The sequence below is a fragment of the Massilia terrae genome, assembly GCF_024753145.1.
GTDB lineage: Bacteria > Pseudomonadota > Gammaproteobacteria > Burkholderiales > Burkholderiaceae_D > Telluria > Telluria terrae.
On record NZ_JANUGU010000009.1, the window covers coordinates 66,690 to 92,950 of the forward strand.

The following is a 26,261-nucleotide window of genomic DNA, read 5'->3' on the forward strand; positions in this document are numbered from 1 at the left end:
CTTTACCTCTTGTTGATGTGTGGAGTGCCGCCGTTTGCGCGTGCAAGATTGGCCCGTACCGAGCGGCCGGCCAGCAGGAAATGCAGCATCGCCCACAGGTTGACAATCACGATGCAGGACAGCGCCATGCGCAGCGAGTCGGCGCCGAAGGCGGGTGTGAACAGGTCGCTCATCTTGCCGACAAAAATTGGACCGAGACCATAGCCGACCATGTTCGCGATCAGGAAGAGGACGCCGGACATGGTCGCCCGCATCCGCACCTCGACCAGGCCCAGGCACAGGCCGATCGCCGGCGCGAACCAGAACGTGCTGGCGGCGGCGAAGCAGCCCACCAGCAGCAGGGTCGCCGTCCAACCTTCGCTCCAGATCCAGCCAAAGCCGAGCAGCACCGACACCAGCGCACCGGCGGCAATAATCCAGACGCGCCACCGTTCGTCGCGCTGGCTCAGGTAATCGGCCAGGATGCCACTCAGGTAGTTGCCCGCGATGCCGGCGATGAAGATCGCCACGCCGAGCTGCACGCCTACCTCGTTCAGCTTCACATGATGGCTGCGCACCAGGAAGGAAAAAGTCCACGAACTGGCGCCCGCCAGCGTGATGTAACTGAGCGCGGCTGCGCCCAGCAGGTGCAGCAGCGCCGGCTGGCTGCGGATGAACGCCAGCGTCTCGCGCAGCGGCGCCGCGTCCAGCGTGGATTGTCCGCCAGCGTCGGCCGCGCCACGCTGCGGTTCACGCATGGTCAGCAGCATCAGCAGCGCCAGCACGATGCCGGGCACGCTCGCCGCCATCAGTGTCGTGCGCCAGCCGTAGGAATGGCTGAGATGCGTGCCCACCGTCAGGTTGATCAGCGCCGCCAATGGGCTGCCCAGCGCGAAGATGGCGACGGCGGTAGCCCGCTTCTTGTGCTCGAACAGGTCGGCGATGATCGACAGCGCGGCCGGCCCGCCGCCGGCCTCGCCGATGCCCACACCCATCCGCAACAGCAGCAGCTGGACGAAGTTCTGCGCGAGGCCGCACATGGCCGTCAGGACCGACCACAGGGCCAGGCAAGCCGAAGCCAGGTTGCGCCGGTTGGTGCGGTCCGCCACCAGCCCGAACGGCAGGCCGGCGGCGCCCATCAGCAGCGCATACACAAGGCCGGACAGCACGCCCAGTTGCAGGTCGCTGAGATTGAACTCATGCTTGATCGGCTCGAGCAGGATCACGAACACGATCTTGTCGAGCAGGAGCAGCGTGTTCAGCATCAGCAGCAGGCCAAGCGCATAGTTGCGCGCCCCCTTGCCGACCGCAGGCACTACCCGGGTAGCCGCTACATGCTGGTCGATGATCATGCCGCCCTCGTGCTCGAAACCGAACGGAACTCGGTGCGCTGCATGATCTCGTCCTGCACGGGGCGCGGCAGCTGCGTGAAGAAGGCGCTGCAACCGCCGATGCGCACGATCAGCTCCTTGTAATCCATTGGATGCGCCTGCGCGGCACGCAAGGTGTCATTTGAAACCACATTGAACTGGATATGCTTGCCGCCGGCCGCAAAGTACGCATGGATCATTGCCGCGACCTCGTCGACGCCTTGCGCGTCCGCCAGCGCGTCCGGATGGAAGCGCAGGTCGAGCGCGGTCGCCTGCCACGGCGTCTGGTCTATCTTGGCGGCGCTCCTGAGCACGTCGAGCACGCCGCCGCGGTCGCGTCCGCGCATCGGCGTCATCGATTCGTCCGCCAGCGGTTCGCCGGCGCGGCGGCCATCCGCCGTGGCGCCGGTCTGCAGGCCGCCCGGCCAGTTGGCGGTGCCGATCGTGATTGCGCCGGGCTTGTGGTAACCACCGTAGGTCGTGCTCAGGGTCACCGCCTTGTCGGCCCAGAAGCGGTACAGGTCCGCCGCCATCAAGTCGGCCTCGTCCTCGTCGTTGCCATACTTCGGCGCAGCCAGCATCATCTGGCGCACCTGTTCGCCGCGCTCGCCTTCCCAGTCGGTGTCCAGGCAGCGCTTCAGTTCAGCGGCGGACACGAGGCGCTGTTCGAACACCACCTTGCGGATCGCGGTCAGCGAATCGGCGGCGTTGATCATGCCGATCGGGTTCAGCACCGAGCCATTCTCGAACGGCATGGTGCGGCCAAGGATGTTCTTGCTGGCGCCGATGCCGCCAACCGTCAGCGACGACTCCACCGGCTGCGGGAAGCGCTCGCCATACGAACGGATGGTGACGTTGTTGAACTCCGCCTGTAGTTCGATGAAGTGGCCGAGCTGCTGCTTGAACGCCTCGTAGAACTGGTCGAAGGTGTCGAAGCTGTCGAATGCCCCGCCGGCAGGCCCCACCTGCTTCCCGGTGCGCGGATCGACGCCGTTGTTGATGGCGAAGTTAAGCACCATCGGTACCACGAACATCGGCCATGCGACTGAGCGCGACTGGCCAGGGATGTTGACCCCGAGGCAGCCTGCCACCGCATAATTGCGCGCCGTGGCGAGATCGACACCATGCGATTGCAGGTAGGCGATGCAGGATTGGTCACTCAGGAAAGCCGGCACGCCGATCCCGGTGCGCACCAGCTCAAGCGCGCGCCGCATCAGTTCGGGCGGCGTGCCTTCGTGCACGCGCATCGTCAGCGTCGGATGTGGCGTCGGGCAGGTGCGTGCGGCGTCCAATACGAGGTATGACAGCTCATTGGTCGCATCGCTGCCATCCTCATTCTGGCCACCGACCACGCAGTTGTGCCACTTCGCCAGGCCTCCGTATTTGATGCGATGGGTGTGGCCAGCGGTGATGACGATCTGCGAGTCCTTCACGCGCAGCCACTGCAGCAGTTCGAGCACGGTGTCGTCACTCTTCCCCGCTTGCTGGTCAGCCTTGTAATACGGGTACATGATCTGGTCGAAGCGGCCGAAGGACAGCACGCCTGACGGCAGGAGCACCAGTACCATGAACCACAGGGACTGCATCGCCTCGTAGAAGTTGGATGCCGGATGCGCTGGAACCCGGCGGCACGCAGCGGCCATCCGTTCAAGTTCGGCGCGGCGCTGCGGATCAGCCTCCGCCGCGGCCATGTCGGCGGCCAGCGCGGCGAAGCGCGCCGCGAACGACAGGATGGCCTTGTGCGCGATGACAATCGCCTTCAGCAGGTCGATCTTCTCGACCGACTCCGCGCTGTCCACTCGTGTTCCGGCCAGCTCCTCCTCGGCCTCGCGAATGATGTCCAGCAGGCCGCGCTCCAGCACTTTCTCGAAGTCGAACACGCCGATGATCTGGCTGATCTCGTGGTGGATGCCGTAGCCGCAGCCAATCATGCCGCCCGGCCCCCAGCCCTCCTCCTTGCTGCGGAACGCCGGCAGCACCACGCCGAGCTGGGCGTAGGGCCACAGGCGCTGGTCATCGTATAGCGACGTCATGCGGCTGGTCAGCGACCGGGACTGCCAATACGCGTTCATGTCGAGGATGCGTGCCCGGTCCGCCGGATCGAGGATGAAACCGCTGCCTTCGAGCGCATCGATCTCGGCGGCCGGCCAGGCGGCCCACAGGCAGCTCAGCTCCACGCCTCCCGGCTTGGCTGCGAGATTGCCGGCCACGAGGTCGTCGGGCTCGATGAAGATCGGCACACCCGCCAGCACTTTTTCCAGCGCCAGCGCATTGCGGACTACCATCGGCAAGCCGTCGGTTTCCCGGAACGACGCGGTTGCCAACACTGCTTTCTCCACGCTGACGGGAAAAGCCCCCGCGCGGACCGTGTCCAGGGATCGCATCATCCTGGCGATTCTCGGTGTCATACTCTGTCTCCTCTGCCGTTTTCAGTTTTTATCGATGTGTTTTTTCTCGATGTCCCAGACTGGATTCGTGCACAGCCTGCAGTCCTTGCCGACAAAGGTCGCTGCCGCACCGCGCTCGCCGCGCAGTTGCCAGTCGAGCCAGTCGACCACGAGTTTTCCGTAGTCGCCGCCCTGCGGTTCACGCAGGCTCAGGCCGTGGCCCGCCTCCCGGTGCGCCTTCACGATCGGCACCTGGTCGATCTCGAAGAAGTCTGCTTCGGCGTCTACCTGCACGATGTCGCCGGAGCCGCCGTACAGGTACAGCACGGGTCCATGCAGGCGCTGCAGGGTTGCGCGGTTCAGTGCGATGCCGGGCAGGTCGCCACCGAGACGCCAGTAGCCGCTGGCCAGCACCACCGTCGTCTTCACGCGTGGATCGACCGAGGCTTCGAGCGCCTGCATGCCGCCGCAGGAGTGGCCCATCATCGCAAGTGCTTCGTTGTCGATCTTGCCGGCATAGGGGCTGTTCCCACGCTGCCCCTGCGCCAGCACCCAGTCGACGCCGGCGACCAGTTGCGCGGTCGTGGTCTCGGGCGGCTTGATGCGATGGATGCGCTCGGTCAGGGTCAGCTTGCGTGCTGGCGCCGGCGCCGCGGTCTTCGGTGCCGCCGTGATGACGTTCCCGGGAGCGACGACGATGTAACCGTGCGAAGCCAGGTCCTCCAGGAAGCTGGCGTAGGTGCTGCCGCGAACGCAGCCGCCGTTGACCCAACCGATCACCGGCAGGCGATGGTTCGCCCCGAACGGCGACAAGTCGACCGGCCGGTAGATCACATGGTCCGGCAGGCCCGCTTCGGTTTCGTGCATGGCGGGAAACGGTCCGGTGGCACGCGCGCTGCAAAGCACCAGCGAGCATGCCGCCATCGTGATCAGTCTTGCCGCGCGCGATATCATGCAATCTCTCCTTTTTCGTAGGCCGCCGCCACCAGCTTGGTCATCGCCTTGCGCTCATCGACCGCCCCGGGTCGCTGGACCAGCATCACGCCCACGATGTGGCGCTGTGGATCAGCCCAGCCGAAGGAACCGAAGGCGCCGCTGTGATGGATGGTCCCGGCGGCGAGTCCGTTGCCGGCGGCGGTCTGGATGCGCCAGCCCAGCGCCTGTGCCGAACCGCTCATGCCGCGCTCAGGCGGAATCGCGATGCGCGGCATGAGCAGGGTCGCGACGGCCTGCGGCGACAGCAAGCGTTCGCCCTTGGTGCGGCCGCCGTCGAGGAACATCTGGTGAAAGCGCGCCATGTCTTCAGCGGTGGAGAAAATGCCGGCCTCCGGCAGCGGATAGCGGGTGCCCTGGCGCAGCTTGAGCGCGCCATAACCAGGACTGCCGTTCTCCATCTCGCGCAGCCGGCCCTCTCGCAGCTCGTAGTCGGCGGCGATCTTCGGCCACACCTCGGCTGCCGGCCGGTAGCAGCTCGCCTTCATGCCGAGCGGTGCGAAGATGCGCTGTTCGACGAAATTCTCGTAAGGCCGGCCCGCCACCACTTCGACGATGCGCGCCGCCACCGCAATGCCTTGGTTGCTGTAACGCCAGCGCGCGCCGGGCTCCGCTTCGAGCGGCTGCTGCGACAGCACGGCCACCACTTCCGCCAGCGAATAGCGCATCTTGACCGCGAAGGGATGCGTCACGGGCGCGGCATCGGGCAAGCCGGATGAATGCGACAGCACGTCGCCGATGGTGATCTTGCGCGACGGTCGGGCCAGCACACGCTCATTGGGGTCACCGCGCACGAGGAGCCACTGGTCGCCGAATTCCGGCAAGAACGCATCGACAGGATCGTCGATCTTCAGCTTCCCTTCGTCCAGAAGCAGCCCGACTGATGTGGCGATGAAGGGTTTGGACTGGGACATCACCTGGAACACGGTATCGGTGCTCATCGGCGCGCGCTGCTCAATGTCGCGCCAGCCGGTCGCGGCGAGATGAACCAGCTTACCCTCGTGCTGCACGAGCGTGACGGCTCCGGCGATCGTTCCGGCGTCGACAAAAGCCTGCATCGTCGGCGCGATCGCGGCCAGTCCCTTGCGCGCCGGCGCCGCGCTGGCACGTGCGCCCCCACTTGCCAGTGCTGCCATGGCGAGCACAAATTCACGGCGTTGGATCATTGCGCGTCTCCCGGCATGCTGCAACCGAAACTCGCGGCGTCGTCCACTGGCCCCTTGCCGTCGTAGCGGGCGAAGCGCGGGTAGGCGCACAATGGACGCGTGCTGCCCGGCGCGGCGCGGTTCCTGGCAATGATGCGTTCGGGCGCCTCGCCGCGTTCGACCCAGCCCTCGATGGCCTCCAGCGGGTCGAAATCGTCGAGTCCCGGACCGCCGCCGCAATGTCCCATGGCCGGAGACAAAAACAGCCGCATCCAGGGCCGCCCTTCCGCCGTCACCGTGTCGTGCTGGGCACGCTGGTACCATGCGATCAGATCGGTGCTGGAAAATACCGGGTCGCTCATGCCCTGGTAAACCAGCAGCTTGCCGCCGCGCGCCGCGAAATCATCGAGGCGCGTGGCGGTCGCATTCACCTGCCTGGCGCGCGGCTCGGCACGGCCGGCGGCGGCCAGAACCTGCTCGGGAGTTTCGATCCGTTCTGGAATGGGCTGGCGCAGCAAAACCTCATACCAGGCCTGCGCGCCACGCACGGCATTGCCGGCGTTCGGAGGGCCGGCGCGCGCGGTTCCCAGCTTCTGCTTGCGCCAGGCAGCCGCGGTGATACCGGTATCGTAAGGCCAGCCGCCGTAGGGTTGCGAGCCTGCGAACAGCGCGCGCAGCAGTTCGAGCTTGGGCGCGGCCAGGCAGGAGGCATTGCCGCGTCCGGGCGCGCATGCGAGCACCTGTGGATCGAACTTGCAGCTATGGTCGAATACCAGGCCGTCGGCCAAGCCGTCTGCCTTGTCGCATTCGCGCGCGACGGCGTCCGCCACGAGGACCAGGTCGGCATCGCTCAGCGCTTCCGCAATCACCGGATGCCCTGTCGCGTCGCGCGGGGCCGAACGCGCCAGCAAAGCCGTCTCCCACGTCTCTTCGAGCGCGGATCCGGCGAGATTGAAGCCCGGATTGCCGGCGACAATGCCATCGAATGCACCAGGATCGCGCTCCGCCGCGATCATGGCCTCGCGACCGTCATTGGAGCAGCCCATGAAATAGCTGTGGCGAGGGGCCTGGCCGTAGAAGCGCGTCGCCATTTCCCTGGCCGCGCGCGTGACCTTCGGCGCCGACGCGTAGGCGAAATCCAGCCATGCCTGCTCGTCGGCGGCGAAGGCCGCGCCATCGCCTTCGTGGCCGCCGTCCATCGAGACCACGGCGTAACCGCGCGCCAGCGCACCGGGCCTGTCCTTCGCTCCCGCCAGCGGAATCGATCCCAGCGCCGGCCTGACCGATCCATCGAGGCCGCCGCCGCCCTGGAACAGCAGGCGTCCGTTCCAGTTCAACGGCAAACGCAGCTCGAAGCCGATGCCGCTGGCTGTGCCGGAAACCACCGCACCCTTGACGACACAATGCGGCGCGGGATCGCCGGAGGGCGCGAATCCCGCGCTGTCGATGCGCCAGCCCGGACCCGCGAGCTGGCCGGCGCGCGCACAGGAATCGTCGGTGGCGGCGTGCCCCGCCGCCGCCATCGCGATCGCGCAGGCCGCCAGCAGCGCACGCGCACGCGACGCACTGCACTCAGAGAGCTTCCGCATGGCGGGCCGCTCAGAATGCCTTGGAGACCTGCACCGAAATGATCCGTCCGAGCACGTTGGCGCTTTGCGGATCGAACGCGAATGCCGCGTTGTTGTTGGTGGAAAGGACTACCGGCGGGTTCCGGTTGAACAGGTTCTGGATGTTTAGCGAAGCGCGCATGCCGGACATCCAGCCGGCCCGCTTCGCAACGCGATAGCTCAGCGCAAGGTCGTAGGTCTTCCATGCCGGAATCTGCGCCTTCGGCTGCGTCACGCCGCCGATGGTGATCGGAAGGTCGTTCAGGTAGGAGCCGACGTAGTTCATCGCCAGGGTCGCGTTCCACGGGCCGTCGCTCCAGCCGATGTCCGCACGGCCGCGGCGCGAGATCGGCGTGTTGATGCGGTCAAGGTCCTTGGTCTCCGGCGCGCTGGCGGTCACGTGCACCTTGTTATGCAGGATCTTGGTCGCATTCAGGTCGGCGTTGAGGTGGCCGATGCGGGTGTCGGTCTCGTACCCGAAGTCGAGGTCGAATCCGTTCTGGGTCGTGTGGGCGGCGTTGGTGTTACGGGCCGTGAACAGCGCGGTCAGGCGGCAGGCGTTCGATTCGTCCGGGGTCGACAGCGACGGCGAAGCGAAGGCTGCGGCGTAGATCGGGTTGTAGGTGCTGCGGTTGCCCGGGATGCAGCCCGCCGGCTGCGCCGCAGGCGTGATGTACGGTGCGTAGGTGGCGCGGTTCGCGGCCGAGGCAAGGAAGCTCGAGCTGACCGTCTGCAGGCCGATGATCTGGTTCTCGTACTCGATCTGGTACAGGCTGGCGCCAAGGCGCAGCCCATCGACGAACCATGGTTTGTAGTCGCCGCCGAAGGAGAAGTTCTTCGCCTTCTCCGGGGTCAGCGCCGGGTTCGATCCGCCAAGGCGCAGCACATAGCTTTGCTTGGTCGACGTGTTCGACAGCGGGATGTTCGGATCGTTGGCATTGTTCGCGACCAGCTGGGTGCTCACCGACGAGAAGAAGGTCACGTTGGCATCGGTCAGGTCCGGCGCGCGGAACGAGGTGCCTGCGGCGCCGCGCAGCGACAGATCGTTGGTGACGCCCCAGACGAAACCGACCTTCGGATTCGAGGTGGTGCCGACGTCCGAATAGCGCTGCGTTCGCGCTGCCAGGTTCAGGTTGAAGCGGCGCACCAGCGGGAGCGCATTGGCTTCGCCGACCACCGGCACCGACAGTTCTCCGTACAGCGCGTTGATGCGACGCGAGCCGAAGGCGCCGATGGTGTCCGACGTGGCCTTGATGCCGATCGAAGCGCGCGCCTGCTCGATGTACAGGCTCTCGGCACCGACCGCGGCCCGCACCATCCCGCCCGGCAGCGAAAACAGAGGGCCGTCGAAGCGCAGCGAAGCCTGCTGCATTGCGACGCGATTCTGGTCGCTGCCGGCCACCAGGAAGCGCGACAGCACGTCCTTCGACGCGGGCGTGCTGCTGAAGGGATTGAAGCTGCCGTCGTTCAGCGCTCCCTGCAGCTTGACCGTGTCGATATTGCCGTTCAAGGCGGGAACGCAGTTGGCGCAGGTATGCGAATTGGTCCAGGTATAGATCGCCTCGGCGCGCCATTTGTTGGCGAAGTCATGCTGCACGCCCAGCGTATGGCCCGCATTCGACGCTATCACATGGCCGCCGAGCGGAATGATGCCGCGGCCGACGTCCTTCTGGAACGAGACCGAGATGGTTTCCGGCGCACCCGCGGCGACACCCGGCACACCCGGGATGTAGTAAGGGCTGGACGCCGGCAGGGTCAGCGTGGCGGTCGGCTGGACCAGGCCCAGCGTCGTGCTCTCGCGGCGGTTGTAGTAGCCTTGGTAGTAGGCCTTGGTGTCGCGGTCGATCTGCAGGTTCAGATTGAGCGAGGCCTGGTTGCGGCGGGTGTCTGGCAGGTAGTCGGTGTAATAGCCGGCATCGAGCAGGTTCGGCTGGTTCTTCAGCAGGCTGGCGCCGGTCAGGCCGGTGCCGCTGTAACCCGGCGGCACGCCGTACCAGGTGAACGTGCCGGCGCCTGGCAGGGTCGGGTTCTGGGTCGTGCCGGCGACCACGATGTTCCCCGGCGCGGCGCTGCTGGCCAGGTTGGTGCGGATGCGGTTATCCAGGCCGCCGAACGGGGTCAGGTTCTGCATCAGGAAGGGGCTGGATGAACTCAGCATCGCACCACGCTCGTCGTGGTCGATCGAGAACACGGCGCTCAGCTTGCCCAGGCCGCCCAGTTGGAAGCTGTGGCCGGCGACCACCGAGGCGCCCTTCTCGTCGAAACCGTGGGTGTGGGTGTAGCGCGGCGTGACTTCGATGCCTTCGTAGGATTTTCGTGTGATGTAGTTGACGACGCCGGCGATGGCGTCGGAACCGTAGATCGCCGAGGCGCCGTCCGCGACCACGTCGATCCGCTCGATCATCGACACCGGCAACTGGTTCGCCTCGGTGAAGGTGGTCACGTTGCCGGTCGGCGCGATGCGGCGGCCGTCGATCAGGAGCAGGGTCGCGCTGCTGCTCAGGCCACGCAGGCTGATGGTCGAGCCGCGCTGCACATTGGCCTGGCCGTTCTGGGCGGTGTGCAGGCTGTCGTCGTAACCCAGGCCCTGCACGATCGGAACGGTCTTGAGCACGTCGATCGGGTTGTTATAGCCCGTCTGCAGCAGCGCATCGTGGTCCAGCACCACGGTTTTGGAGCCGGCAGCGCTCACGCCGCGGATCTGGCTGCCGGTAATGACGACTTCCGGCACCACGTCGCTGGTGGGCGCCGCAGGCGGCGCCACGCTGGTGCTGTCGGCTGGCGCCGGAGCGCTCTGCGCCATCGCGGCGCCCGGCAGCCCGAGCGCGCACATGATGGCGAACGCAATGGTCGAGTGCTTGAAGGGGAGTTGGGTGCCGGCTGCGGCCTGTGCCGCTCGCGCCGCTTTGCTGGTTTTGGTGCTGGACGATTTCATCGCTGTCTCCTTGGTTTTTTATGGGATGTGCTGTCCGGCCGGAGGCGGCGACGCCCTCGACAGGTAATGTCCGGTGCTGCTGAAGTACTTACGTTTCCGTGGCCTTCGCAAAGTTGTTATTAGTGATAGTGATTATAGAATATAACCAAATATGAAAACACGCAATCGCCGTGTTGGCGTGAATTGGCGCTTATGCGACAACCGCGTCGCAGGCTGGGGCCACGGCGTGGGCACATCGACGTTTTGGGGAAGGAAAAACGCACGAGGGCGCCCGCGGCGCCCTCGGCGAGGCAGCAGGTCCGGCTCAGGCGCGCTGGGCCGCGCCCTGCGGTGCGCGGGGCGCCCGCAGGGCCAGCAACAGGAAAGCGCCGCCCAGCATCAGCGCGGCCATTCCATAGATCGGCATTGAGAACGAACCGGTGGACTGGCGCAGCAGGCCGATCGCATATGGCCCGAACAGGCCGCCGAGATTGCCGAAGAAGTTGATCGCGGTGATGCCATTGCGCGCATCGTCGCGCGGCAGGAAGCTGGTCGGAATGGTCCAGAATACGCCTTGCGCCCCACCCAGGCCGAGGCCGGCCGCGAACAGGAGCAGCAAGGCCGGCGCGCCGCTGGACGGCAGCGTGGCGGCGATCAGGCAAACCCCGCACAAGAGCAGCGGCAGCATCACATGCCAGAAGCGCTCGCCGCTGCGGTCCGAGTGACGCGCGTTGAAATACATGCCGATGCCGATGCCGATCCAGGGTACGGCGCTCACCAGGCCGATTTCGAACGGCGAACGGGTCGACAGCTGGCGCGCCACCTGCGGCAGCCAGAACAGGATGCCGTAGGCGCCCCCGATCAGCACGAACCAGACCATTGCCGCCGCCCACAGGCGCGGATTGCGCAGGAAGCCAAGTCCGCCTCCCCTGCCCTGGCCGGCCTCCAACGCCGCCGCCGCGTCGTCATGCGCGATCTGCTGGCGCAACCAGTCCTTTGCGGCCGGCGTCATCCACGGTGCATGCTCCGGACCGTCGACGAACAGGCGCCAGGCCGCCAGCGCGAATCCGATGGTCAGCACCGCTTCGGCCAGGAACATCCAGCGCCAGCCGGCCAGGCCGAAGGGGTTCGGGATCGACATCAGCCAGCCGGAGAGCGGGCCGCCCAGCGTCACCGAGAGCGGCACCGCCAGCATCGTCAGCGCGATCGCCGTGCCGCGGTATTGGCGCGGCATCCAGCGGCTGCACAGGTAGACCACGCCGGGCGCGAATCCCGCTTCGGCCACGCCCAACAGGCAGCGCAGGATGTTGAGTGCCGACGCGTCGCGCACCAGCACCATGCCAAGCGCGATCAGGCCCCACAACAGCACCGAACCGAAGATCCAGCGCCGCGCACCGCAGCGGTACAGCAGGTACATGCTGGGAAACTGGAACACGAGATAGCCCACGAAAAAGGCGCTGACCGCCGTTCCGTAGGTCTTGGGGGTCAGTCCCAGCTCGGCATTCATCTGCAGCGCGGCGAAGCTGAGGTTGGCGCGGTCGAGTGAGCTGATCACCAGCAGAAGTACGAACGGGAGAATGACGCGCAGGCGGATGGCGCCGACGATCGGCCGCGGGTCAACCATGCCGGCCTCCGAAACGCACCGGCACATACCACGGCCCCAGCTCGGGGAACGGGCTCATTTCGATGCCGCCGTCGAGATCGAAGTCGCTGGTGTGGAGCAGCAGTTCTTCGAGCGCGATCTGCAGCTCGATGCGGGCCAGCGCGGCGCCGGCGCAGTAATGCGGGCCGCGCCCGAAAGCGAGGTGCTCGCGGATGTTGGGGCGGTTCAGCTCAAACTGGTCCGGGTTCGGGAACACGTCCTCGTCACGGTTGGCAGATGCCATGATCAGCGCGATCGGCTCGTCCTTGCGGATGCAGCGCCCGCCGATCTCGACGTCCTCGCGGGCGGTGCGGGCGAAGCCGCGATACGGCGTGTACAGGCGCAGGAATTCCTCGACCGCCGCCGGCACCCGCTCGGGATTGGCGCGCAGCTCGCGTTGCAGTTCCTTGTCGCGCGAGAGATGGATGACCATGCTGCCGATCAGGATCATCGGCGCCACGATGCCGACCACCAGCACCTGGCGAATCGCGCCCACCACCAGGTCGGCCGGCAGCGGTTCGCCATTATTGGTGGCGGCGAGGAAGGAGCTGACCGGATCCGACCCCGGGTCCATCGGCGCGGCCTGGCGCATGGCGACCAGGCGCCGCGCCATGTCGTACAGGACCAGGCTGGTCTCCTTCATGCGCTCCGGCTGCGCCGACTCGACTGCCTTGACGAAGGCTGGTCCGGCCTCCGCCAGTTGGGCTTCCAAGTCGGCCGGCAGGTTCATCCAGATGCTGAAGACCTTGACCTGGAAGATGCTGGCGAAATCGCCGCAGACGTCGCCCTGTCCGCGCGCCAGCAGCGGCAGCAGCACGGCGCAGATGCACTCGCGGATGGTCGGCGCCAGTTGCCGGATCTTGTCCTCGGAGAGCAGCGGATTCAGCGCCGCGCGGTACGGAGTATGCTCGGGCGGGTCGAAATGCAACGGCGGCCGGCGGCCCGAGAACGCCACTTTCGGCACCACATTCTGCACCGAAGTGATGAACATGCCGGGGTCGGAGAAGACCTGTTGCACGTCGCGGTATTTGGTGAGCGCCCAGAAGCCGCCATAGGCATTGCTGTGCGCGACCGGGCAACTGCCGCGCAGCCGCGCGTACTCGCGGTGGGCGGTGTCGAAACCTTCCTCGACCAGCGGATCGTAATCTTCCTGTTGCGGTTCAGCTGATGCCATCGCGCCTCCAATTTAGTTATATTTCATAACTTTAACTCAGTATAACCGTGTGGCCGTAAAGGTCAACCCCGGCCGCCGCGGCGTGGACGCATCGCCACCGTCCACGCCAGCGCTATGCAGTATTGTCATGGCGGCCTTCGCTCAGCGATTGGGACAGGCGGCGCCGAACAGCGCCGCCACCAGCGGATCGCGCCCCGCCGGCCGCTGGTGTAGATCGAGCGGAAAGCGCATGTCGTCGGCCAGCACGTGCAGGAAGCGTTCGCCGGGATTGGTGCAATGGCGGGCGGCGCTGCGCCGCAGGGATACCTGCTGCGTGCGCACCCCCAGCGAGGCAAGATAGGCATCCACCACCGCGGGGTCGCGATGCAGCTGCAGGTGGCTGCGCCGTGAAGGGTCCAGCTGCCCGACGCCGGCCAGCGCGAGCGCTTCGAGATAATTGCGGGCCGCGCGGTCGGACACCTTCAGCAGGCGGACGACGTCCGCCGGCGCCATGGCGTCTTCCGCGAGCGCCATCACTAGGCGGCGGATATTGTCGATCCTGCGCAGGCTGGCCGGGCTCATGCTCTATCTTTCAAGTGACTTCACCAGCGCCAGGCGCTTACCGCGCCGCGGCAAAACCCTTGTGCTGCACATGCCAGTCGGCGCGCTTGCACAGGCCGCAGTCACTGCCCATGAACAGCGTCGACGCCTTGCTGTCGCCCTTCAGCTGCCAGTCGAGCCAGGCCACCACCACCTCAGCGAATGCGCCGCCGTTCTTTTCGCGGTAGGTGCCGGCGTGCGGGGTTTTCTCGCGCCAGGCGCGATATGCAGGGATATGGTTGATCTGCGCATAGTCGTCCTCGGCCTGCGGAAACGCCACGTCCTTCGGATCGCCCGTGAGGTACAGCACGCTGCCGTGCAGGGTCTTGAGATCGGCCATGTCGGCATGGGCTGCGGCCATGTCCCAGCTGCGCCCCGTGATCGGGAAGATGCCGCTGTTCAGGACCGCCAGGGTGCGCACGCGCGGATCATGGGCGGCGTCCAGTGCCTGCAGGCCGCCGCACGACTGGCCCATCACGGCGATGCGCGATGGATCCAGCTTGCCGTAGTAGGGGCTGCCGGGACGCGCATTCTCCGCCAGCGCCCAGTCGATCGCCTGGGTCAGCTGGGCCGCATAGGTGAGCGACGCCTTGATGCCGCCTTCCTGCACCGCCTTCGCATGGGCGCGTTCCGGGTGCTGCGCGGCCGGCGAACCGGCAGCGGCCTCGCCGGAGAACGAAGGTGCACCCGGCTCTTCCTGGTCGCCCGGGCCGATCGGGCCGATCGCGATGGTCAGGTAGCCATGCGAGGCGATTTCGGTCAGGAAGTGGCGGAAACGGTTGCCGAGGTTGCGGCAGCCGCCATTGGCGAAGGCGACGATCGGCAGCTTCGCATCCGGCATCTGCGCCGGGCGATATACGGTATGCGTCGGCAGGCCGGCGTCCATCTCCATCACCGCCGGCCACTGGCCGCTGCCCGCAGGAGTGGACGGCGCCACGTAAGCGGCCGGTTGCGCCAGCGCGGCATTGACACCGAAGGCCAGCATGAGGGTAAGGGCGCGAATCGGAAAGTGCATGAGGTATCTACTGGTTGTTTATGTTATGTAGTAGTTATAGAATATAATTAATTTCAAACGCGTGCAATCCCCGATGCACGAACAGGAGACGAGACGGATGAAACTCTTGCATGCAACCCTTGGCGCACTGGCCCTTGCCGGTGGTGTGGCGCTGGCTGCCGAAGCGGTCCAGTACGCGGGTGAGGGATGGTGGGATGCCAATGACGGCAAGCCCTTCCCGCAGGCCGTCACCGCAGCAAACGAAAATGGCAAGCTGACAACGCTGAATGCGTCCGGCCCGACCGATACCAAGGGCCATCCCTTCTTTACCTCGCTCGGAAACAATGGCCGTGCCTGCGTCACCTGCCACCAACCCTCGGACGGCATGTCGATCGGCGTGGCGAGCATTCGCAAGCGCTGGGACGAAGCCGGAGCGAAGGATCCGCTGTTCGCGACCATCGACGGCGCCGATTGCCCCGACAAGCCGCGCGAAGACAAGGCTTCGCACACCCTGCTGCTGGACCGTGGCCTGTTCCGCATCGCCCTGCCGTGGCCAAGGCGCGACGCCGCCGGCAAGCCGCTGCAGTCCGACTTCACGATCGAAGTCGTGCGCGACCCGACCGGCTGCAACCTCAGTTCGCGCTACGGCCTGGCATCGGCCGATCCGCACATCTCGGTGTACCGCCGCCCGCGGCCGGCCACCAACATGAAGTACATCCTGGCTGTCGGCTTTCCCTTCGATCCCAAGAGCGGCCTGCCGCTGCTGTCGGACCCGCAAGGCAAGATGGTCAGCGAGGCCTTGATGGCCGACAGCCGCTGGCTGACGCTGGACGCGCAGGCGCGCGACGCCTTGCGCGGGCACCTGCAGATGCACGGCGACCCGAGCCCGGCGCAGATCAGGCAGATCATCGATTTCGAAAGCGGCCTGACGACCGCACAAAGCGCGGACAAATGGGGAACGCCGCTGCCCGGGCCGGAACAGCTGGACAAGGCCCCCGGGGGGATGCTGCAATCAAGCCACAGCCCGATCTTCAAGGAATTCGCGGCGCCCAAGCTCCCCGCCTCGGCCACGCCCGAACAGCAGGAGTTCCGCGCATCGGTGGCGCGCGGCGCCAAGCTGTTCAGCCAGCGCCAGTTCCTGGTGAAGGACACGGCCGGCATCAACTCGATGGGCTTCGGGAACCCGGTGCGCAATTCCTGCGCGATGTGCCACAACATGCATGGCTCCGGCATCGACGTTGCGCCGGGCCGCATCGACATCGGCAACGCCAACGAACCGTTCGCCCAACCTTCGCCCGACCTGCCGCTGTTCAAGCTGGTGTGCAAAGCGGGCGCCAAGCCGCATCCTTATCTGGGCCGGGTGATCTACACCCAGGATCCGGGATACGCGATGACCACCGGCCGCTGCGAAGACATCGGCAAGATCATGACCCAGCAGATGCGCGGCCTGTCGGGGCGCGCTCCCTACTTCTCGAACGGATCGGCCACCGACTTGCGCGAACTGGTCGAAATCTACAACCGTCGCTACAACATCGGCTTCACCGAACAGGAGAAGACCGACCTCGTCAACCTGATGAAAGCCCTGTAATGCGCCGCCTGCTCCCTTCCCTGCTGCTGCTCGCCAGCCTTCCCGCCGTCGCTGGCGAAACGGTCCGCTTCCTGTCCTGCCCGGTGTACCGGGATACCGACGCAGGCCGCAAGTCCGGATGCTGGCTCGGCACCGACGGCGCCACCGGCCGCCGTTTCGACGTCAGCGACGCCCCGTTCAAGCCATCGGTCGGCCGCATGATGCTGGTGGAAGGCGAAGTCGCGGGGACGCCGGATATCTGCGGCGGCACGCCGCTGGCGCCGGTGCGCGTGGCGGTGCTGGACGAGCCCTGCGTCGAGGCGGTGATTCCCGCCGAGGGATACCCGAGCAAGCCGTCCGTGGTGCTGCCGACCGCGATGGCGCCGCTCTCCGTGCCGCGCGTCCTGCCTGCGCCGCCCTACCTGCGCAAGGACTTCCAGGTCGAGTTCACCTTTGGCGACGACCGCCTGATGTACCAGCACGTCGAGGTGACCATCGAGAACGCATCGCTGTATGCGAAGGCCAGCCGTGGCCGGGTCGAGGTGACGGGCAATGCCGATACCGGAGGCTTCAGCGCGTCCGGCCGCACGATGCGCGAACCGCCTGCGCTGGCGGCCGCGCGGGCCGGCATGGTGCGCGAAGCGCTGGTCCGGCTGGGCGTGCCGGCGAGGCGCATCGTGGTGCGCACCGACCGCCATCCGGAATCATTGAAGGGCTGGCCCGCGGCGCTGGCGCTGTCGTCCAAGCGCCGCGTGACCATCACCGTGACGCCCGATCAATCGGGCCAGTGACGAAGGAAAGGCGCCGGACGCCAGTCAAGCTGGCCCGGCACCGCCACCTTCCACTGGCCGCTCTCGCGGCGCCGCACCAGCGAGCGGATAGCGGCCAGCGTCTCGTTCGGCTCGAAACCGCAGTGGCCATTCTTGCCCAGGTAGACCTCGCGCACCATCGCATCGCCGCTGGCGGCGCGCACGCGCTGGGCGTAGTCGCCTGTCATCTCCACCAGCGTGACCGGATCGCCGGCGGACTGCATCAACAGCACCGGCGAGCGCACTTTCCCTGATGGCGCATAGAAGCGGCGCATGTAGTCGACGGCCGGCGGGTCGGCCTTGATGCGGGGCGCGCCCGCAAGCCGCGCCAGGTCGGCATCGAGATCGAGCCCGGCTTCGCGGTACAGATTGCGCACGAAGCCTTCCTGTCCCGAGCGCGCCAGCATGGCGCCGTAGTCGACACCGGCGTTCCAGGATGAATTGCCGCCGGCGACACGATCCTGTTCGTCCCGCGGCAGCATGGTGGCGGGAATGAAGCGCTGGTACAGCAGGTGCTGGCGTGCTGCGTCGTCCACCGCATCGGCGCTCCACGCGGGAACCTGCGCCAGCGTCGCCGCCAGCGCGATACGTGCGCGCCCTGCCGGCGTGGCCTGCTGGGCGTCCAGCAAACCCTGCCAGGCCGCGAGGTCGGCCCGCATCTGCGTGCCGGAACTGGTCAGCAGCACCGGCAAGGCGGCATCGGGCGCGGCGAGCGTGCGCAGTACCCAGGGGCCGTCCAGCGCGGCGTTCATCATGCCGACCGTGCCGCCCGCCGAGGCGCACATCACCAGCGCGCCGTCGAAGCGCTCCGGCGCCCGCTCCACCAGCGCCACCGTCACCAGGCCGCCCATCGAACTGCCCCAGGCATAGGTCCGTTTCGGCTTGCCCACCGCGCCGGCAAAGGCATCGAGCGTGGCCAGCTGGTCGGGCACCGCATCCTCGATCGCCCAGCCGGTGCGGGCGTACGAGGATCCGGCCAGCGCGTAACCTTCCGCCAGCAGCGCATCCTTCTCGTTGCGGGCGACGTTGCGCGCCGGGTTGTCCGGGCCGCGCGCGTAGCCGTGGCTGAACAGCAGCAGGCTGCCGTTCCAGTTCGCCGGCACGTCGAACACGTAGGTGGCGCCGCTTGCCAGGCGGCCCTCGATATGGCGCGGCGCATCGGCGACCGCTGCGGCCAGCGGCAGCGCCGCCAGCATCAGGGTCAACGCGCGCATCAGAACTTGTAGTCCAGGGTGAGCGAAGCCATGCGGCCGATCGCGCTGAAGTTCTGCGGGTCGAATGCAAGTGTCGAGTTCTGCAGGTACGGCGGCTTGCGGTCGAACAGATTCTGCACGCTCAGCGATGCACGAAGCTGCTTGTAGCGCTCGCCGAACAGCTTGCCGATATCGTACTGCGCGCTCAAGTCCCAGGTGGTCGACGACGCCACTTTCGGCATCGCGGTCAGCGAAGTATTGGTGTAGGCATTGGTGAAGTTCGCGAACAGGGTGGCGCGTGCGTTCTCCCCTGCCCAGCCGATGTCGGCGCGGGCACGCAGGCGCAGCGGATTGTCCAGCGTGTTCAGCAGGCCGTCCACCAGCGGCGTGGTGGGCGTGAACTGCTGCTTGTAGGTCAGGATGTAGTTGGCCGTCAGGCCGCCGGACAGGCGCCCGACATCGGTCGGCCGCTCGTAACGCACGGTCACGTCCACGCCGCTGGTCTTGACCACGCCGGCGTTATAACGGCGGCCGTCCTGGATGAACTTGATGCCGGACGCAGCTTCGCTCGCGCTGCCGGTGAAGGTCGGGTCGGCCATCAGCGCCTGCACCTGGGCCAGCGTCGGCGCGGTATTGATGTAGGGCGCCAGGTCCGGCTTGGCGAAGATCGCCTTGTCGTTGCCCGGCGTGAGAATGCGGTTTTTGTAATCGACGTTGAAGTAGTCGACCGTCAGCTTCATTCCGCGCACCGGCGTGAGCGCCGTGCCGAGGGTCGAGATGTTCGCGGTCTCCGGTTTCAGGCCCTCGCGCCCACCGAGCAGCACGAGGCCGTGGATCTGGGTCTTGCCGTCCGGGCCGACCCGGTCCACCACGTTGATCAGGCCGGCGTTGACCGGATCGAGGTCGCCCAGCGTCGGCGCGCGGAAGGCCTTGCCGTAGCTGGCGAACACCTTGCCGATCGGGCCGACGGTCCAATCGAGCCCGATGCGCGGATTGGTGCTGCGGCCAAAATCGCTGTAGTCGTCGCTACGCGCAGCCAGCGACAGGTCGAGCCGGTTCATGTACGGCAGCGCCGTGCTGTTGCCGACCAGCGGAACCTGCGCCTCGGCGTACACCGAGCGCACCGTGCGCACCGGCTTGCGCGAGCTGTTATCGATGTGGAAGACGGTCGAGTTGTCCGGGGTCGAATTATTGCGGTTCTCGTAGTAGGCCATTTCGTCGTGGTGCACTTCGCCGCCGACCGCCAGGCGCACCTTGCCGGCCGGGAGCTCGAACAGAGGACCGTCGAACTTGATGCCGCCGTCCGTCATCTCGTAATCCGCGTTGCGGTCGTTATAGGCGCGGATCTTGGCCAGTGTCGCCAGGTTGTTGCAGGTGTAGCGGCTGCCGTCGCAGAACAGGTTCAACGAGGTGGCCGGATTGGTGTCGGCCAGCGCCGCGTTGATGGCGTTGCCATTCAGGTTCATGCTGAGCGAATGCGAGATCGTGCCGCTCTTGCCGACGAAGGCATTGCCGCCCCAGTTCTCGGTCACGTCGAATTCCAGCCCGGCCGAATAGCGGTAGGTGCGCTCGAAGCCCTGGCTGGTGGACACGCCCAGGTCATTGATGAAGGAGTAGTTGACGGTCTCCGAGGTGGCGCCGGCGGTCGGCGCGACGAAGAAGGGATTGCTGCTGCGGACGGTGGCGTTGGTGGACTGCGCGGCCGTGTGGCGCACATAGTCGCGCTCGGAGTGGATGGCCTCGAAGTTGAAGCGCATCGAATCGCCGATGTTCTGGCCAAAGGACAGGATGCCGCCCTTGCGCTCCTGCTGCGGCAGCGCGTCCACGCCCTGATAGATGCTCTGCAGGTTGGCGGTGCCGGCCGCCAGCGCCGACCGCGCCAGTCCCACGCCGTTCTGCCCCGCCGGGATCGCGTAGCGCGTGCTGCCGATCTGGATGTTCGCCGGATTGGCGGCAGTGCCGCGCAGGTCGGGGCCGCCCCACGGCCGCATGTCGTCGGTATAGAACGAGCGGTCGCCGGCGGCAAGGTTGCTGCGACGCAGAACCTCGCCGGCCACCATGATCTGCCCCCCGCGCCAGCTGGTGCCTGCAATGGCCGCCGCCTGGTTCTGGGTCACGCCATCCGCCGCGCCGTGGCGTGCCGACAGGCCGACGCCATTGAACTTGCGGCGGGTCTGGATGTTGACGACGCCGCCCACTGCATCCGATCCGTAGGTTGCCGAACCGCCGTCGGTAATCACTTCGATGCGCTCGATCGCAATCGCAGGAATCGACGACGGATCGGTGTACTGGGCGCCGAGACCGCCCGGCGCGATACGCTGGCCGTCGACCAGGGTCAAGGTCGATTCCGGTCCCAGCCCGCGCAGGTTCATGCCCGAACCCATGGTGATGTTCTGGTTGGCGTTCTGGGCGGCGTTGTTGTGGCCTTCGTCGGCGCCAAGGTTTTGCACCTGCGGCAGGAGGCGCAACAGCTCGCCGGTACTGGCCACGCCTGCCTTCTCGATCGCGTCGCGGTCGAGCTTCGTCACCGGCGCGCCCACCGGGGCCGCGCCGCGGATCAGGGTGCCGGTCACCTGCACCGTGGCCACGGCGTCGGCAGTTTGCTGGGCATGGGCACAGCCGATCGCGCCGGTGGCGCACAGCGCGCCGATGATCTGGCTGATCAGCACTCGTTGGGGTTGGCGCGCACCGGCGCCGGCAAGCGTTTGCAGGTCCATCTGGTCTCCTTGGTTGTATTGCTGTTCTAAGATAGTTTTATCTTATAATTATTATGAGAACATAAGCAACAACTTATTGACGAGCTCTGTTGGGTGGGCGCAAAAAAGCGCGGCCAGCCGATGGGCTGCCGCGCCAAGGAGACGAACGGGAATGCGGAGCGCCTTATTCCACCTGCTCGTACGGCAGGCCGACGTAGTTTTCGGCGATGGTCTTCAGGCCGGCTTCGGACGAGGTGAAGTAGTCCAGGTCGGCCAGCTGCATGCGCTGGGTGAAGGCGTCGTCGCCGAACTTGTGCAGGAGGCTGGTCATCCACCACGAAAAGCGCTCGGCCTTCCAGATGCGGCGCAGGGCCTTTTGCGAATACTGGGCCAGCACGCCCTCGTCGCCCGTCTCGTAGCGGCGCACCAGCACCTTGTACAGCATGTCGACGTCGCTCGCGGCCAGGTTCAGGCCCTTGGCGCCAGTGGGCGGCACGATGTGGGCGGCGTCGCCGACGAGGAACATGCGGCCGAACTGCATCGGCTCGCATACGAAGCTGCGCAAGGGGGCGATGCTCTTCTCGATCGACGGCCCGGTCACCAGGCGCGCGGCGACGTCTTCCGGCAAACGCGCCTTCAGCTCGTTCCAGAAGCGTTCGTCCGACCAGTCCTCGACCTTGTCGTCGAGCGGACACTGGACGTAGTAGCGGCTCAGCATGTCGTTGCGCATGCTGCACAGGGCAAAGCCGCGCTCGTGGTTCGCATAGATCAGTTCATGGTCGACCGGCCGGGTGCGCGACAGCACGCCGAGCCAGCCGAACGGGTAGACGCGCTCGAAGCACTTGAGCTGGTCGACCGGCGCCGATTTGCGCGACACGCCGTGGAAACCGTCGCAGCCGGCGATGTACTCGCAGTCCAGGCGCATTTCCTCGCCGTTCTTGGTAAAGGTGAGGTATGGCCGGCCGCCATCGAAGTCGTGCGGCTGCACGTTGGCGGCTTCGTAGACGGTGACGGCGCCTGCGGCTTCGCGCGCTTCCATCAGGTCGCGCGTCACCTCGGTCTGCCCGTACACCATGACGGTCTTGCCGCCGCTAAGCTTCTTGAGGTCGATGCGCTCCTTGCGCCCATTGAAGGACAGCGCGAAGCCTTCGTGCACATGGCCTTCGCGGTCCATGCGCTCGCCGGCGCCGCAGGCGCGCAGCAGGTCGACCATGCCCTGCTCCAGCACGCCGGCGCGGATGCGGCCCAGCACATAGTCAGGCGAACGGGCCTCGAGAATGATATTGTCGATACCGTGCTTGTGCAGCAGTTGGCCGAGCAGCAGCCCGGATGGGCCGGCGCCGATGATGGCGACTTTCGTTTTCATGCATGTCTCCTGTTTTTCTGGATCGGATACCTGCATGGTGCGTTGGCGGCGCCGGGTTTTGAATGGACTTTTTCCCCGTTTATTTGTACTTTTCGCAGAAATGCGTTCAGGAGTGAGCAGCATGCCGCCGCGTAGCGCCATCGAGGCAGCCCAACGGGTGCCGACCTTTAAGCTGTTTGGCGAAGAAGCGCCATGGCCGACGCCGGACATGCTCCATTGCGAATCGATCGCGGCGCGCAGCCAGTTGCACAATTGGCAGATCACGCCGCATCGGCACAGTGGCCTGTTCCAGGTGCTGCACCTGCGCGAAGGGGAAGCCCAGGTGCAGGTCGACGACAGCACCTACCCGATGCACGGCGGGTCGATCATGCTGGTGCCTCAGATGTGCATCCATGGCTTTCGCTTCGAGGAGTTCGCGCAGGGCCATGTGGTCACCATCGCCTACCCGCTGATCCAGCGGCTGGCGCAGCAGGCCGGCGATACGCTGTCGGGGCTGGCCAGCCCGCGCATGCTCGAACTGGAAACGGAGGGCCAGCGCGACTTCTTCAGCCATGCCTTCCGGGCGCTGGATGCCGAATACCGCGGCAGCGCGCCCTACCGCGGCCTGCAGCTGGAAGCGCTGCTGGCGTCGATCCTGATCCTCATCGGCCGCCGCTGCGTGCAGGACGAGAGCGCGGCCGGACCACGCCGGGGGACCGAGCATTTTCCCACCTTCTGCGAGCTGATCGAGGCCCATTTCACCGAACACAAGCCGGTGTCCTTCTACGCGCGCCGCATCGGCATCACGGCGGCCCACCTGAACGCCCTGTGCCGCCACACGGTCGGCAAGTCCGCGCTGGAACTCATCCACGAGCGGCTGCTGCTCGAAGCGAAGCGCAACCTGGTCTACACCTCGATGACGGTCAGCCTGGTGTCGGAAACGGTCGGCTTCAACGACCCGGCGTACTTCACGCGCTTCTTCACGCGGGCGACCGGGATGTCGCCGCGCGCGTTCCGGCAGAGCGCCGGAACCTTAGAGACCTGAGGGATAGGTCTCGGTATCGATCTCGGCCTGCGTCGCCGGAGCGTAGCGGCCGCCGGACACGGTATCCGCATTGACCAGTGCCTCGACACGCCCGACAAGGTCAGCCGGCAGCGTGACCTCGGCTGCGGCGAGATTTTCTTCCAGGTGCGCGACCTTGGTCGTTCCCGGAATCGGGACGATGTGCGGCGCCTTCTGCAGCAGCCACGCCAGCGCCAGCTGCGCCGGCGTGCAGCCCGCCTCCTTCGCCAGTGCTTCGTACGCCGCCAGCCAGCGCAGGTTGGCCGCAAGGTGCTCGCCCTGGAAGCGCGGCATTGCCCGGCGCAGGTCGCCCGGCGCCAGCGCGGCCGCGGCCCGCGCATCGGGAATCGCCCCGGCCAGGAAGCCGCGCCCGACAGGGCTGAACGCGACCAGCGCCGCGCCAAGCTCGCGGCACGCCTCCAGCACGCCGAGCTCGGGATGGCGCGACCACAGCGAATATTCGGACTGTACCGCCGCAATCGGATGGACCGAGTGCGCGCGCCGCAGTGTGGCGGCGGACACTTCGGACAGGCCGATGGCGCGGATCTTCCCTGCCCGCTTCAGCTCAGCCATGGCGCCGACGCTGTCCTCGATCGGCACCGCCTTGTCCCAGCGGTGCAGGTAGTACAGGTCGATGACGTCGGTGCGCAGGCGGCGCAGCGCATCCTCGCAGGTCTGGCGAATCGTCTCCGGGCGGCCGTCGATCACGCGGCGCTTGGCGCCATCGGGGCCCGGCACGCCCTGCATGCCGCACTTGCTCACCAGCGTGAAGCGGCTGCGATGGGCGCCGAGCACCTCGCCTACCAGTTCCTCGTTGGCGCCGAAGCCGTACAGCGCCGCGGTGTCGAAGTGGTTCACGCCCAGGTCGAGCGCATGCAGCAGCAGGCGCGCCGCGTCCGCGCGGGCCGGCGGCTGGCCGTAGGCGTGCGACAGGTTCATGCAGCCGACGCCGATGGCGCCGACCCTGAACTGGCCGAGGGCGCGCTGCTCCATCATGCTTCGTTCAGCTGCTGCTCGAGCTGGTTCAGCACGGCGTAGCAAGGCAGCACCTGGGCCACGCTGGCGTTCGGCTCGCGCCCTTCACGGATGGCGGCGAAGAACTCGCGGTCCTGCAGCTCGATGCCGTTCATCGACACGTCCACATTCGTCACGTCGATCTTCTCTTCCTTGCCGTCGACCAGGTCGTCGTAGCGGGCGATGTAGGTGCCGGTGTCGCCGATGTAGCGGAAGAAGGTGCCAAGCGGCCCGTCGTTGTTGAAGGACAGGGACAGCGTGCAGATCGCACCGTTGGCGGCCTTCAGCTGGATCGACATGTCCATCGCGATGCCCAGCTCCGGATGGATCGGGCCCTGGATCGCGTTGGCCTTCACCACCGGGCTGCCGCACTGATAGGCGAACAGATCGACCGTGTGGGCGGCGTGGTGCCACAGCAGGTGGTCGGTCCAGCTGCGCGCCTGGCCAAGTGCATTCATGTTCGTGCGGCGGAAGAAGTAGGTCTGCACGTCCATCTGCTGGATGTTGAATTCGCCCGCTTCGATGCGCTTGTGGACCCACTGGTGGCTGGGGTTGAAGCGGCGGGTGTGGCCGCACATCGCCACCAGGCCGGTTTCCTTCTGCACCCGTACCACTTCCTCGCCGTCCTCGTAGACGTCGCACAGCGGGATCTCGACCTGCACATGCTTGCCTGCCTTCATGCAGGCGATGGCCTGGGCGGCGTGCATCTGCGTCGGCGTGCACAGGATGACGGCGTCGACCTGCGGCAGCGCCAGCGCCTCGTCGAGGCTGGTGCTGACGTGCGGGATGCCGTATTTGTCGGCGACTCCCTGGGTCTTGGCGAGATCGCGGCTGACCAGCGATACCACTTCCACGCCGTCGATCCTGGCAATCGCGTCCAGGTGCTTGATGCCGAAAGCGCCGGCGCCAGCCAGCGCGACCTTGATGGTCTTCATTTATGGGTTCTCCAGAATCAGGTGGCCGACCGCCGTGTTCGACGCCGGCACATGGTAAAAGCGGTGCTTGACGACCGGCGCCGGGCCGCCGGCCACGTCGGCCATGGCGCCCCGGGCGATCAGCCACATCACCAGTTCGATGCCTTCCGAGCCGGCTTCGCGCACGTAGTCGATGTGCGGGATGGCGGCGGCCGCGGCCGGGTCGACGATCAGCTTGTCGAGGAATGCGTTGTCCCACTCGCGGTTGATCAGGCCCGCACGCGCACCCTGCAGCTGGTGGCTCATGCCGCCCGTGCCCCAGATCTGCACCTTCAAGTCCTGGTCGAAGGATTCGACGGCGCGGCGGATCGCCTGCCCCAGCTGGAAGCAGCGGCGCCCCGACGGCACCGGATACTGCACCACGTTGACGGCGAACGGGATCACCGGGCATGGCCAGGCCTGCGGCTGGCCGCACATCAGCGACAGCGGCACGGTCAGGCCGTGGTCGACATCCATGCGGTTGACGATGGTGAGGTCGAAGTCGTCCTGGATCACGCTATGCGCGATGTGCGAAGCCAACTCCGGATGGCCGATCACCTGCGGCACCGGACGCGGCCCCCAGCCCTCGTCGGCCGGATTGAAGCTGGGCGCGGTCCCGATCGCGAAAGTGGGGATGAAGTCGAGGCTGAAGGCGGTGGCGTGGTCGTTATAGACCAGGAAGACCACGTCGGGACGGTTCTCTTCCATCCACTGCTTCGAATACTCGTATCCCGCGAACAGCGGCCGCCAGTAGGCTTCACCGGTCTTGTTCAGGTCAATGGCGGCGCCGACGGCCGGTACATGGGAGGTGTAGACGGATGCGGTAATGCGGGCCAT

The 26,261-nt window shown here is 66.5% G+C and carries 19 protein-coding genes; 3 read left to right on the forward strand and 16 right to left on the reverse strand.

What is annotated here, in order from left to right; genetic code table 11:
* Nucleotides 1-2: 2 nt before the first annotated feature.
* The 10 genes from NX778_RS21220 to NX778_RS21265 form a co-directional block, all read right to left on the reverse strand.
* Entirely contained in the window at nt 3-1,331 is a 1,329-nt protein-coding gene (locus NX778_RS21220; protein ID WP_258813795.1) for a spinster family MFS transporter, read from the reverse strand.
* Nucleotides 1,328-3,757, reverse strand: coding sequence for a pyruvate formate lyase family protein (locus NX778_RS21225; RefSeq protein ID WP_258813796.1), 2,430 nt, complete (start codon nt 3,755-3,757; stop codon nt 1,328-1,330). The genes NX778_RS21220 and NX778_RS21225 overlap by 4 nt, the downstream gene beginning before the upstream one ends.
* 21 nt (nt 3,758-3,778) lie before the next feature.
* The gene (locus tag NX778_RS21230; protein ID WP_258813797.1) at nt 3,779-4,690 is read right to left on the reverse strand and encodes a poly(ethylene terephthalate) hydrolase family protein; all 912 of its coding nucleotides are present in this window, start codon (nt 4,688-4,690) and stop codon (nt 3,779-3,781) included.
* Complete coding sequence (locus NX778_RS21235) at nt 4,687-5,895, reverse strand: serine hydrolase domain-containing protein (protein ID WP_258813798.1); 1,209 nt, start codon at nt 5,893-5,895, stop codon at nt 4,687-4,689. The genes NX778_RS21230 and NX778_RS21235 overlap by 4 nt, the downstream gene beginning before the upstream one ends.
* On the reverse strand, nt 5,892-7,463 hold the full coding sequence (locus NX778_RS21240) for a tannase/feruloyl esterase family alpha/beta hydrolase (protein ID WP_258813799.1): 1,572 nt from the start codon (nt 7,461-7,463) through the stop codon (nt 5,892-5,894). Before NX778_RS21240 ends, NX778_RS21235 begins: the two co-directional genes overlap by 4 nt.
* A 10-nt stretch (nt 7,464-7,473) precedes the next feature.
* A complete protein-coding gene (locus NX778_RS21245; protein WP_258813800.1) occupies nt 7,474-10,416 on the reverse strand; it encodes a TonB-dependent receptor domain-containing protein in 2,943 nt (980 codons plus the stop codon).
* 304 nt (nt 10,417-10,720) lie between these two features.
* Nucleotides 10,721-12,019 (reverse strand): MFS transporter, encoded by a 1,299-nt coding sequence (locus NX778_RS21250; protein ID WP_258813801.1) that lies wholly within the window; start codon nt 12,017-12,019, stop codon nt 10,721-10,723.
* Entirely contained in the window at nt 12,012-13,211 is a 1,200-nt protein-coding gene (locus tag NX778_RS21255; RefSeq protein WP_258813802.1) for a cytochrome P450, read from the reverse strand. The genes NX778_RS21250 and NX778_RS21255 overlap by 8 nt, the downstream gene beginning before the upstream one ends.
* 141 nt (nt 13,212-13,352) lie before the next feature.
* Nucleotides 13,353-13,772, reverse strand: a complete 420-nt coding sequence (locus NX778_RS21260) for a hypothetical protein (protein ID WP_258813803.1) — start codon at nt 13,770-13,772, stop codon at nt 13,353-13,355.
* 37 nt (nt 13,773-13,809) lie between these two features.
* Entirely contained in the window at nt 13,810-14,805 is a 996-nt protein-coding gene (locus NX778_RS21265) for an alpha/beta hydrolase (protein ID WP_258813804.1), read from the reverse strand.
* Nucleotides 14,806-14,902: 97 nt separating this feature from the next.
* On the opposite strand from NX778_RS21265, the gene NX778_RS21270 reads away from it, so the two are divergent.
* On the forward strand, nt 14,903-16,372 hold the full coding sequence (locus NX778_RS21270) for a hypothetical protein (RefSeq protein WP_258813805.1): 1,470 nt from the start codon (nt 14,903-14,905) through the stop codon (nt 16,370-16,372).
* Entirely contained in the window at nt 16,372-17,142 is a 771-nt protein-coding gene (locus tag NX778_RS21275) for an OmpA family protein (RefSeq protein ID WP_258813806.1), read from the forward strand. Before NX778_RS21270 ends, NX778_RS21275 begins: the two co-directional genes overlap by 1 nt.
* On the opposite strand, the gene NX778_RS21280 is transcribed toward NX778_RS21275, so the two are convergent.
* The 3 genes from NX778_RS21280 to pobA all read right to left on the reverse strand — a co-directional run bounded on the left by NX778_RS21280 (nt 17,127) and on the right by pobA (nt 22,415).
* Complete coding sequence (locus NX778_RS21280; protein ID WP_258813807.1) at nt 17,127-18,374, reverse strand: alpha/beta fold hydrolase; 1,248 nt, start codon at nt 18,372-18,374, stop codon at nt 17,127-17,129. The genes NX778_RS21275 and NX778_RS21280 overlap by 16 nt on opposite strands.
* Nucleotides 18,374-21,070, reverse strand: a complete 2,697-nt coding sequence (locus NX778_RS21285; RefSeq protein WP_258813808.1) for a TonB-dependent receptor domain-containing protein — start codon at nt 21,068-21,070, stop codon at nt 18,374-18,376. The genes NX778_RS21280 and NX778_RS21285 overlap by 1 nt, the downstream gene beginning before the upstream one ends.
* Nucleotides 21,071-21,233: 163 nt before the next feature.
* On the reverse strand, nt 21,234-22,415 hold the full coding sequence (pobA, locus tag NX778_RS21290; RefSeq protein ID WP_258813809.1) for a 4-hydroxybenzoate 3-monooxygenase: 1,182 nt from the start codon (nt 22,413-22,415) through the stop codon (nt 21,234-21,236).
* Between the two features lie 121 nt (nt 22,416-22,536).
* Between pobA and NX778_RS21295 the strand changes: the two genes are divergently transcribed.
* Nucleotides 22,537-23,439 carry a helix-turn-helix domain-containing protein gene (locus NX778_RS21295; protein ID WP_258813810.1) on the forward strand — a complete coding sequence of 301 codons (903 nt, stop codon included), beginning with the start codon at nt 22,537-22,539 and terminating at the stop codon, nt 23,437-23,439.
* Here NX778_RS21295 and NX778_RS21300 read toward each other — a convergent pair.
* From NX778_RS21300 to NX778_RS21310, 3 genes are read right to left on the reverse strand one after another with little or no spacing between them, the layout of a single operon-like run.
* On the reverse strand, nt 23,428-24,450 hold the full coding sequence (locus NX778_RS21300) for an aldo/keto reductase (protein ID WP_258813957.1): 1,023 nt from the start codon (nt 24,448-24,450) through the stop codon (nt 23,428-23,430). The genes NX778_RS21295 and NX778_RS21300 overlap by 12 nt on opposite strands.
* A complete protein-coding gene (locus NX778_RS21305; protein WP_258813811.1) occupies nt 24,450-25,406 on the reverse strand; it encodes a Gfo/Idh/MocA family oxidoreductase in 957 nt (318 codons plus the stop codon). The genes NX778_RS21300 and NX778_RS21305 overlap by 1 nt, the downstream gene beginning before the upstream one ends.
* Nucleotides 25,407-26,261, reverse strand: a complete 855-nt coding sequence (locus tag NX778_RS21310; RefSeq protein WP_258813812.1) for a class III extradiol dioxygenase subunit beta — start codon at nt 26,259-26,261, stop codon at nt 25,407-25,409.

What these genes read in the sequence shown, in the direction of transcription:
- NX778_RS21220 (WP_258813795.1), bottom strand. Translation starts at nt 1,331, where the DNA reads ATGATCATCGACCAGCATGTAGCGGCTACCCGGGTAGTGCCTGCGGTC.
- NX778_RS21225 (WP_258813796.1), bottom strand. Translation starts at nt 3,757, where the DNA reads ATGACACCGAGAATCGCCAGGATGATGCGATCCCTGGACACGGTCCGC.
- NX778_RS21230 (WP_258813797.1), bottom strand. Translation starts at nt 4,690, where the DNA reads ATGATATCGCGCGCGGCAAGACTGATCACGATGGCGGCATGCTCGCTG.
- NX778_RS21235 (WP_258813798.1), bottom strand. Translation starts at nt 5,895, where the DNA reads ATGATCCAACGCCGTGAATTTGTGCTCGCCATGGCAGCACTGGCAAGT.
- NX778_RS21240 (WP_258813799.1), bottom strand. Translation starts at nt 7,463, where the DNA reads ATGCGGAAGCTCTCTGAGTGCAGTGCGTCGCGTGCGCGTGCGCTGCTG.
- NX778_RS21245 (WP_258813800.1), bottom strand. Translation starts at nt 10,416, where the DNA reads ATGAAATCGTCCAGCACCAAAACCAGCAAAGCGGCGCGAGCGGCACAG.
- NX778_RS21250 (WP_258813801.1), bottom strand. Translation starts at nt 12,019, where the DNA reads ATGGTTGACCCGCGGCCGATCGTCGGCGCCATCCGCCTGCGCGTCATT.
- NX778_RS21255 (WP_258813802.1), bottom strand. Translation starts at nt 13,211, where the DNA reads ATGGCATCAGCTGAACCGCAACAGGAAGATTACGATCCGCTGGTCGAG.
- NX778_RS21260 (WP_258813803.1), bottom strand. Translation starts at nt 13,772, where the DNA reads ATGAGCCCGGCCAGCCTGCGCAGGATCGACAATATCCGCCGCCTAGTG.
- NX778_RS21265 (WP_258813804.1), bottom strand. Translation starts at nt 14,805, where the DNA reads ATGCACTTTCCGATTCGCGCCCTTACCCTCATGCTGGCCTTCGGTGTC.
- NX778_RS21270 (WP_258813805.1), top strand. Translation starts at nt 14,903, where the DNA reads ATGAAACTCTTGCATGCAACCCTTGGCGCACTGGCCCTTGCCGGTGGT.
- NX778_RS21275 (WP_258813806.1), top strand. Translation starts at nt 16,372, where the DNA reads ATGCGCCGCCTGCTCCCTTCCCTGCTGCTGCTCGCCAGCCTTCCCGCC.
- NX778_RS21280 (WP_258813807.1), bottom strand. Translation starts at nt 18,374, where the DNA reads ATGCGCGCGTTGACCCTGATGCTGGCGGCGCTGCCGCTGGCCGCAGCG.
- NX778_RS21285 (WP_258813808.1), bottom strand. Translation starts at nt 21,070, where the DNA reads ATGGACCTGCAAACGCTTGCCGGCGCCGGTGCGCGCCAACCCCAACGA.
- pobA (WP_258813809.1), bottom strand. Translation starts at nt 22,415, where the DNA reads ATGAAAACGAAAGTCGCCATCATCGGCGCCGGCCCATCCGGGCTGCTG.
- NX778_RS21295 (WP_258813810.1), top strand. Translation starts at nt 22,537, where the DNA reads ATGCCGCCGCGTAGCGCCATCGAGGCAGCCCAACGGGTGCCGACCTTT.
- NX778_RS21300 (WP_258813957.1), bottom strand. Translation starts at nt 24,450, where the DNA reads ATGGAGCAGCGCGCCCTCGGCCAGTTCAGGGTCGGCGCCATCGGCGTC.
- NX778_RS21305 (WP_258813811.1), bottom strand. Translation starts at nt 25,406, where the DNA reads ATGAAGACCATCAAGGTCGCGCTGGCTGGCGCCGGCGCTTTCGGCATC.
- NX778_RS21310 (WP_258813812.1), bottom strand. Translation starts at nt 26,261, where the DNA reads ATGGCCCGCATTACCGCATCCGTCTACACCTCCCATGTACCGGCCGTC.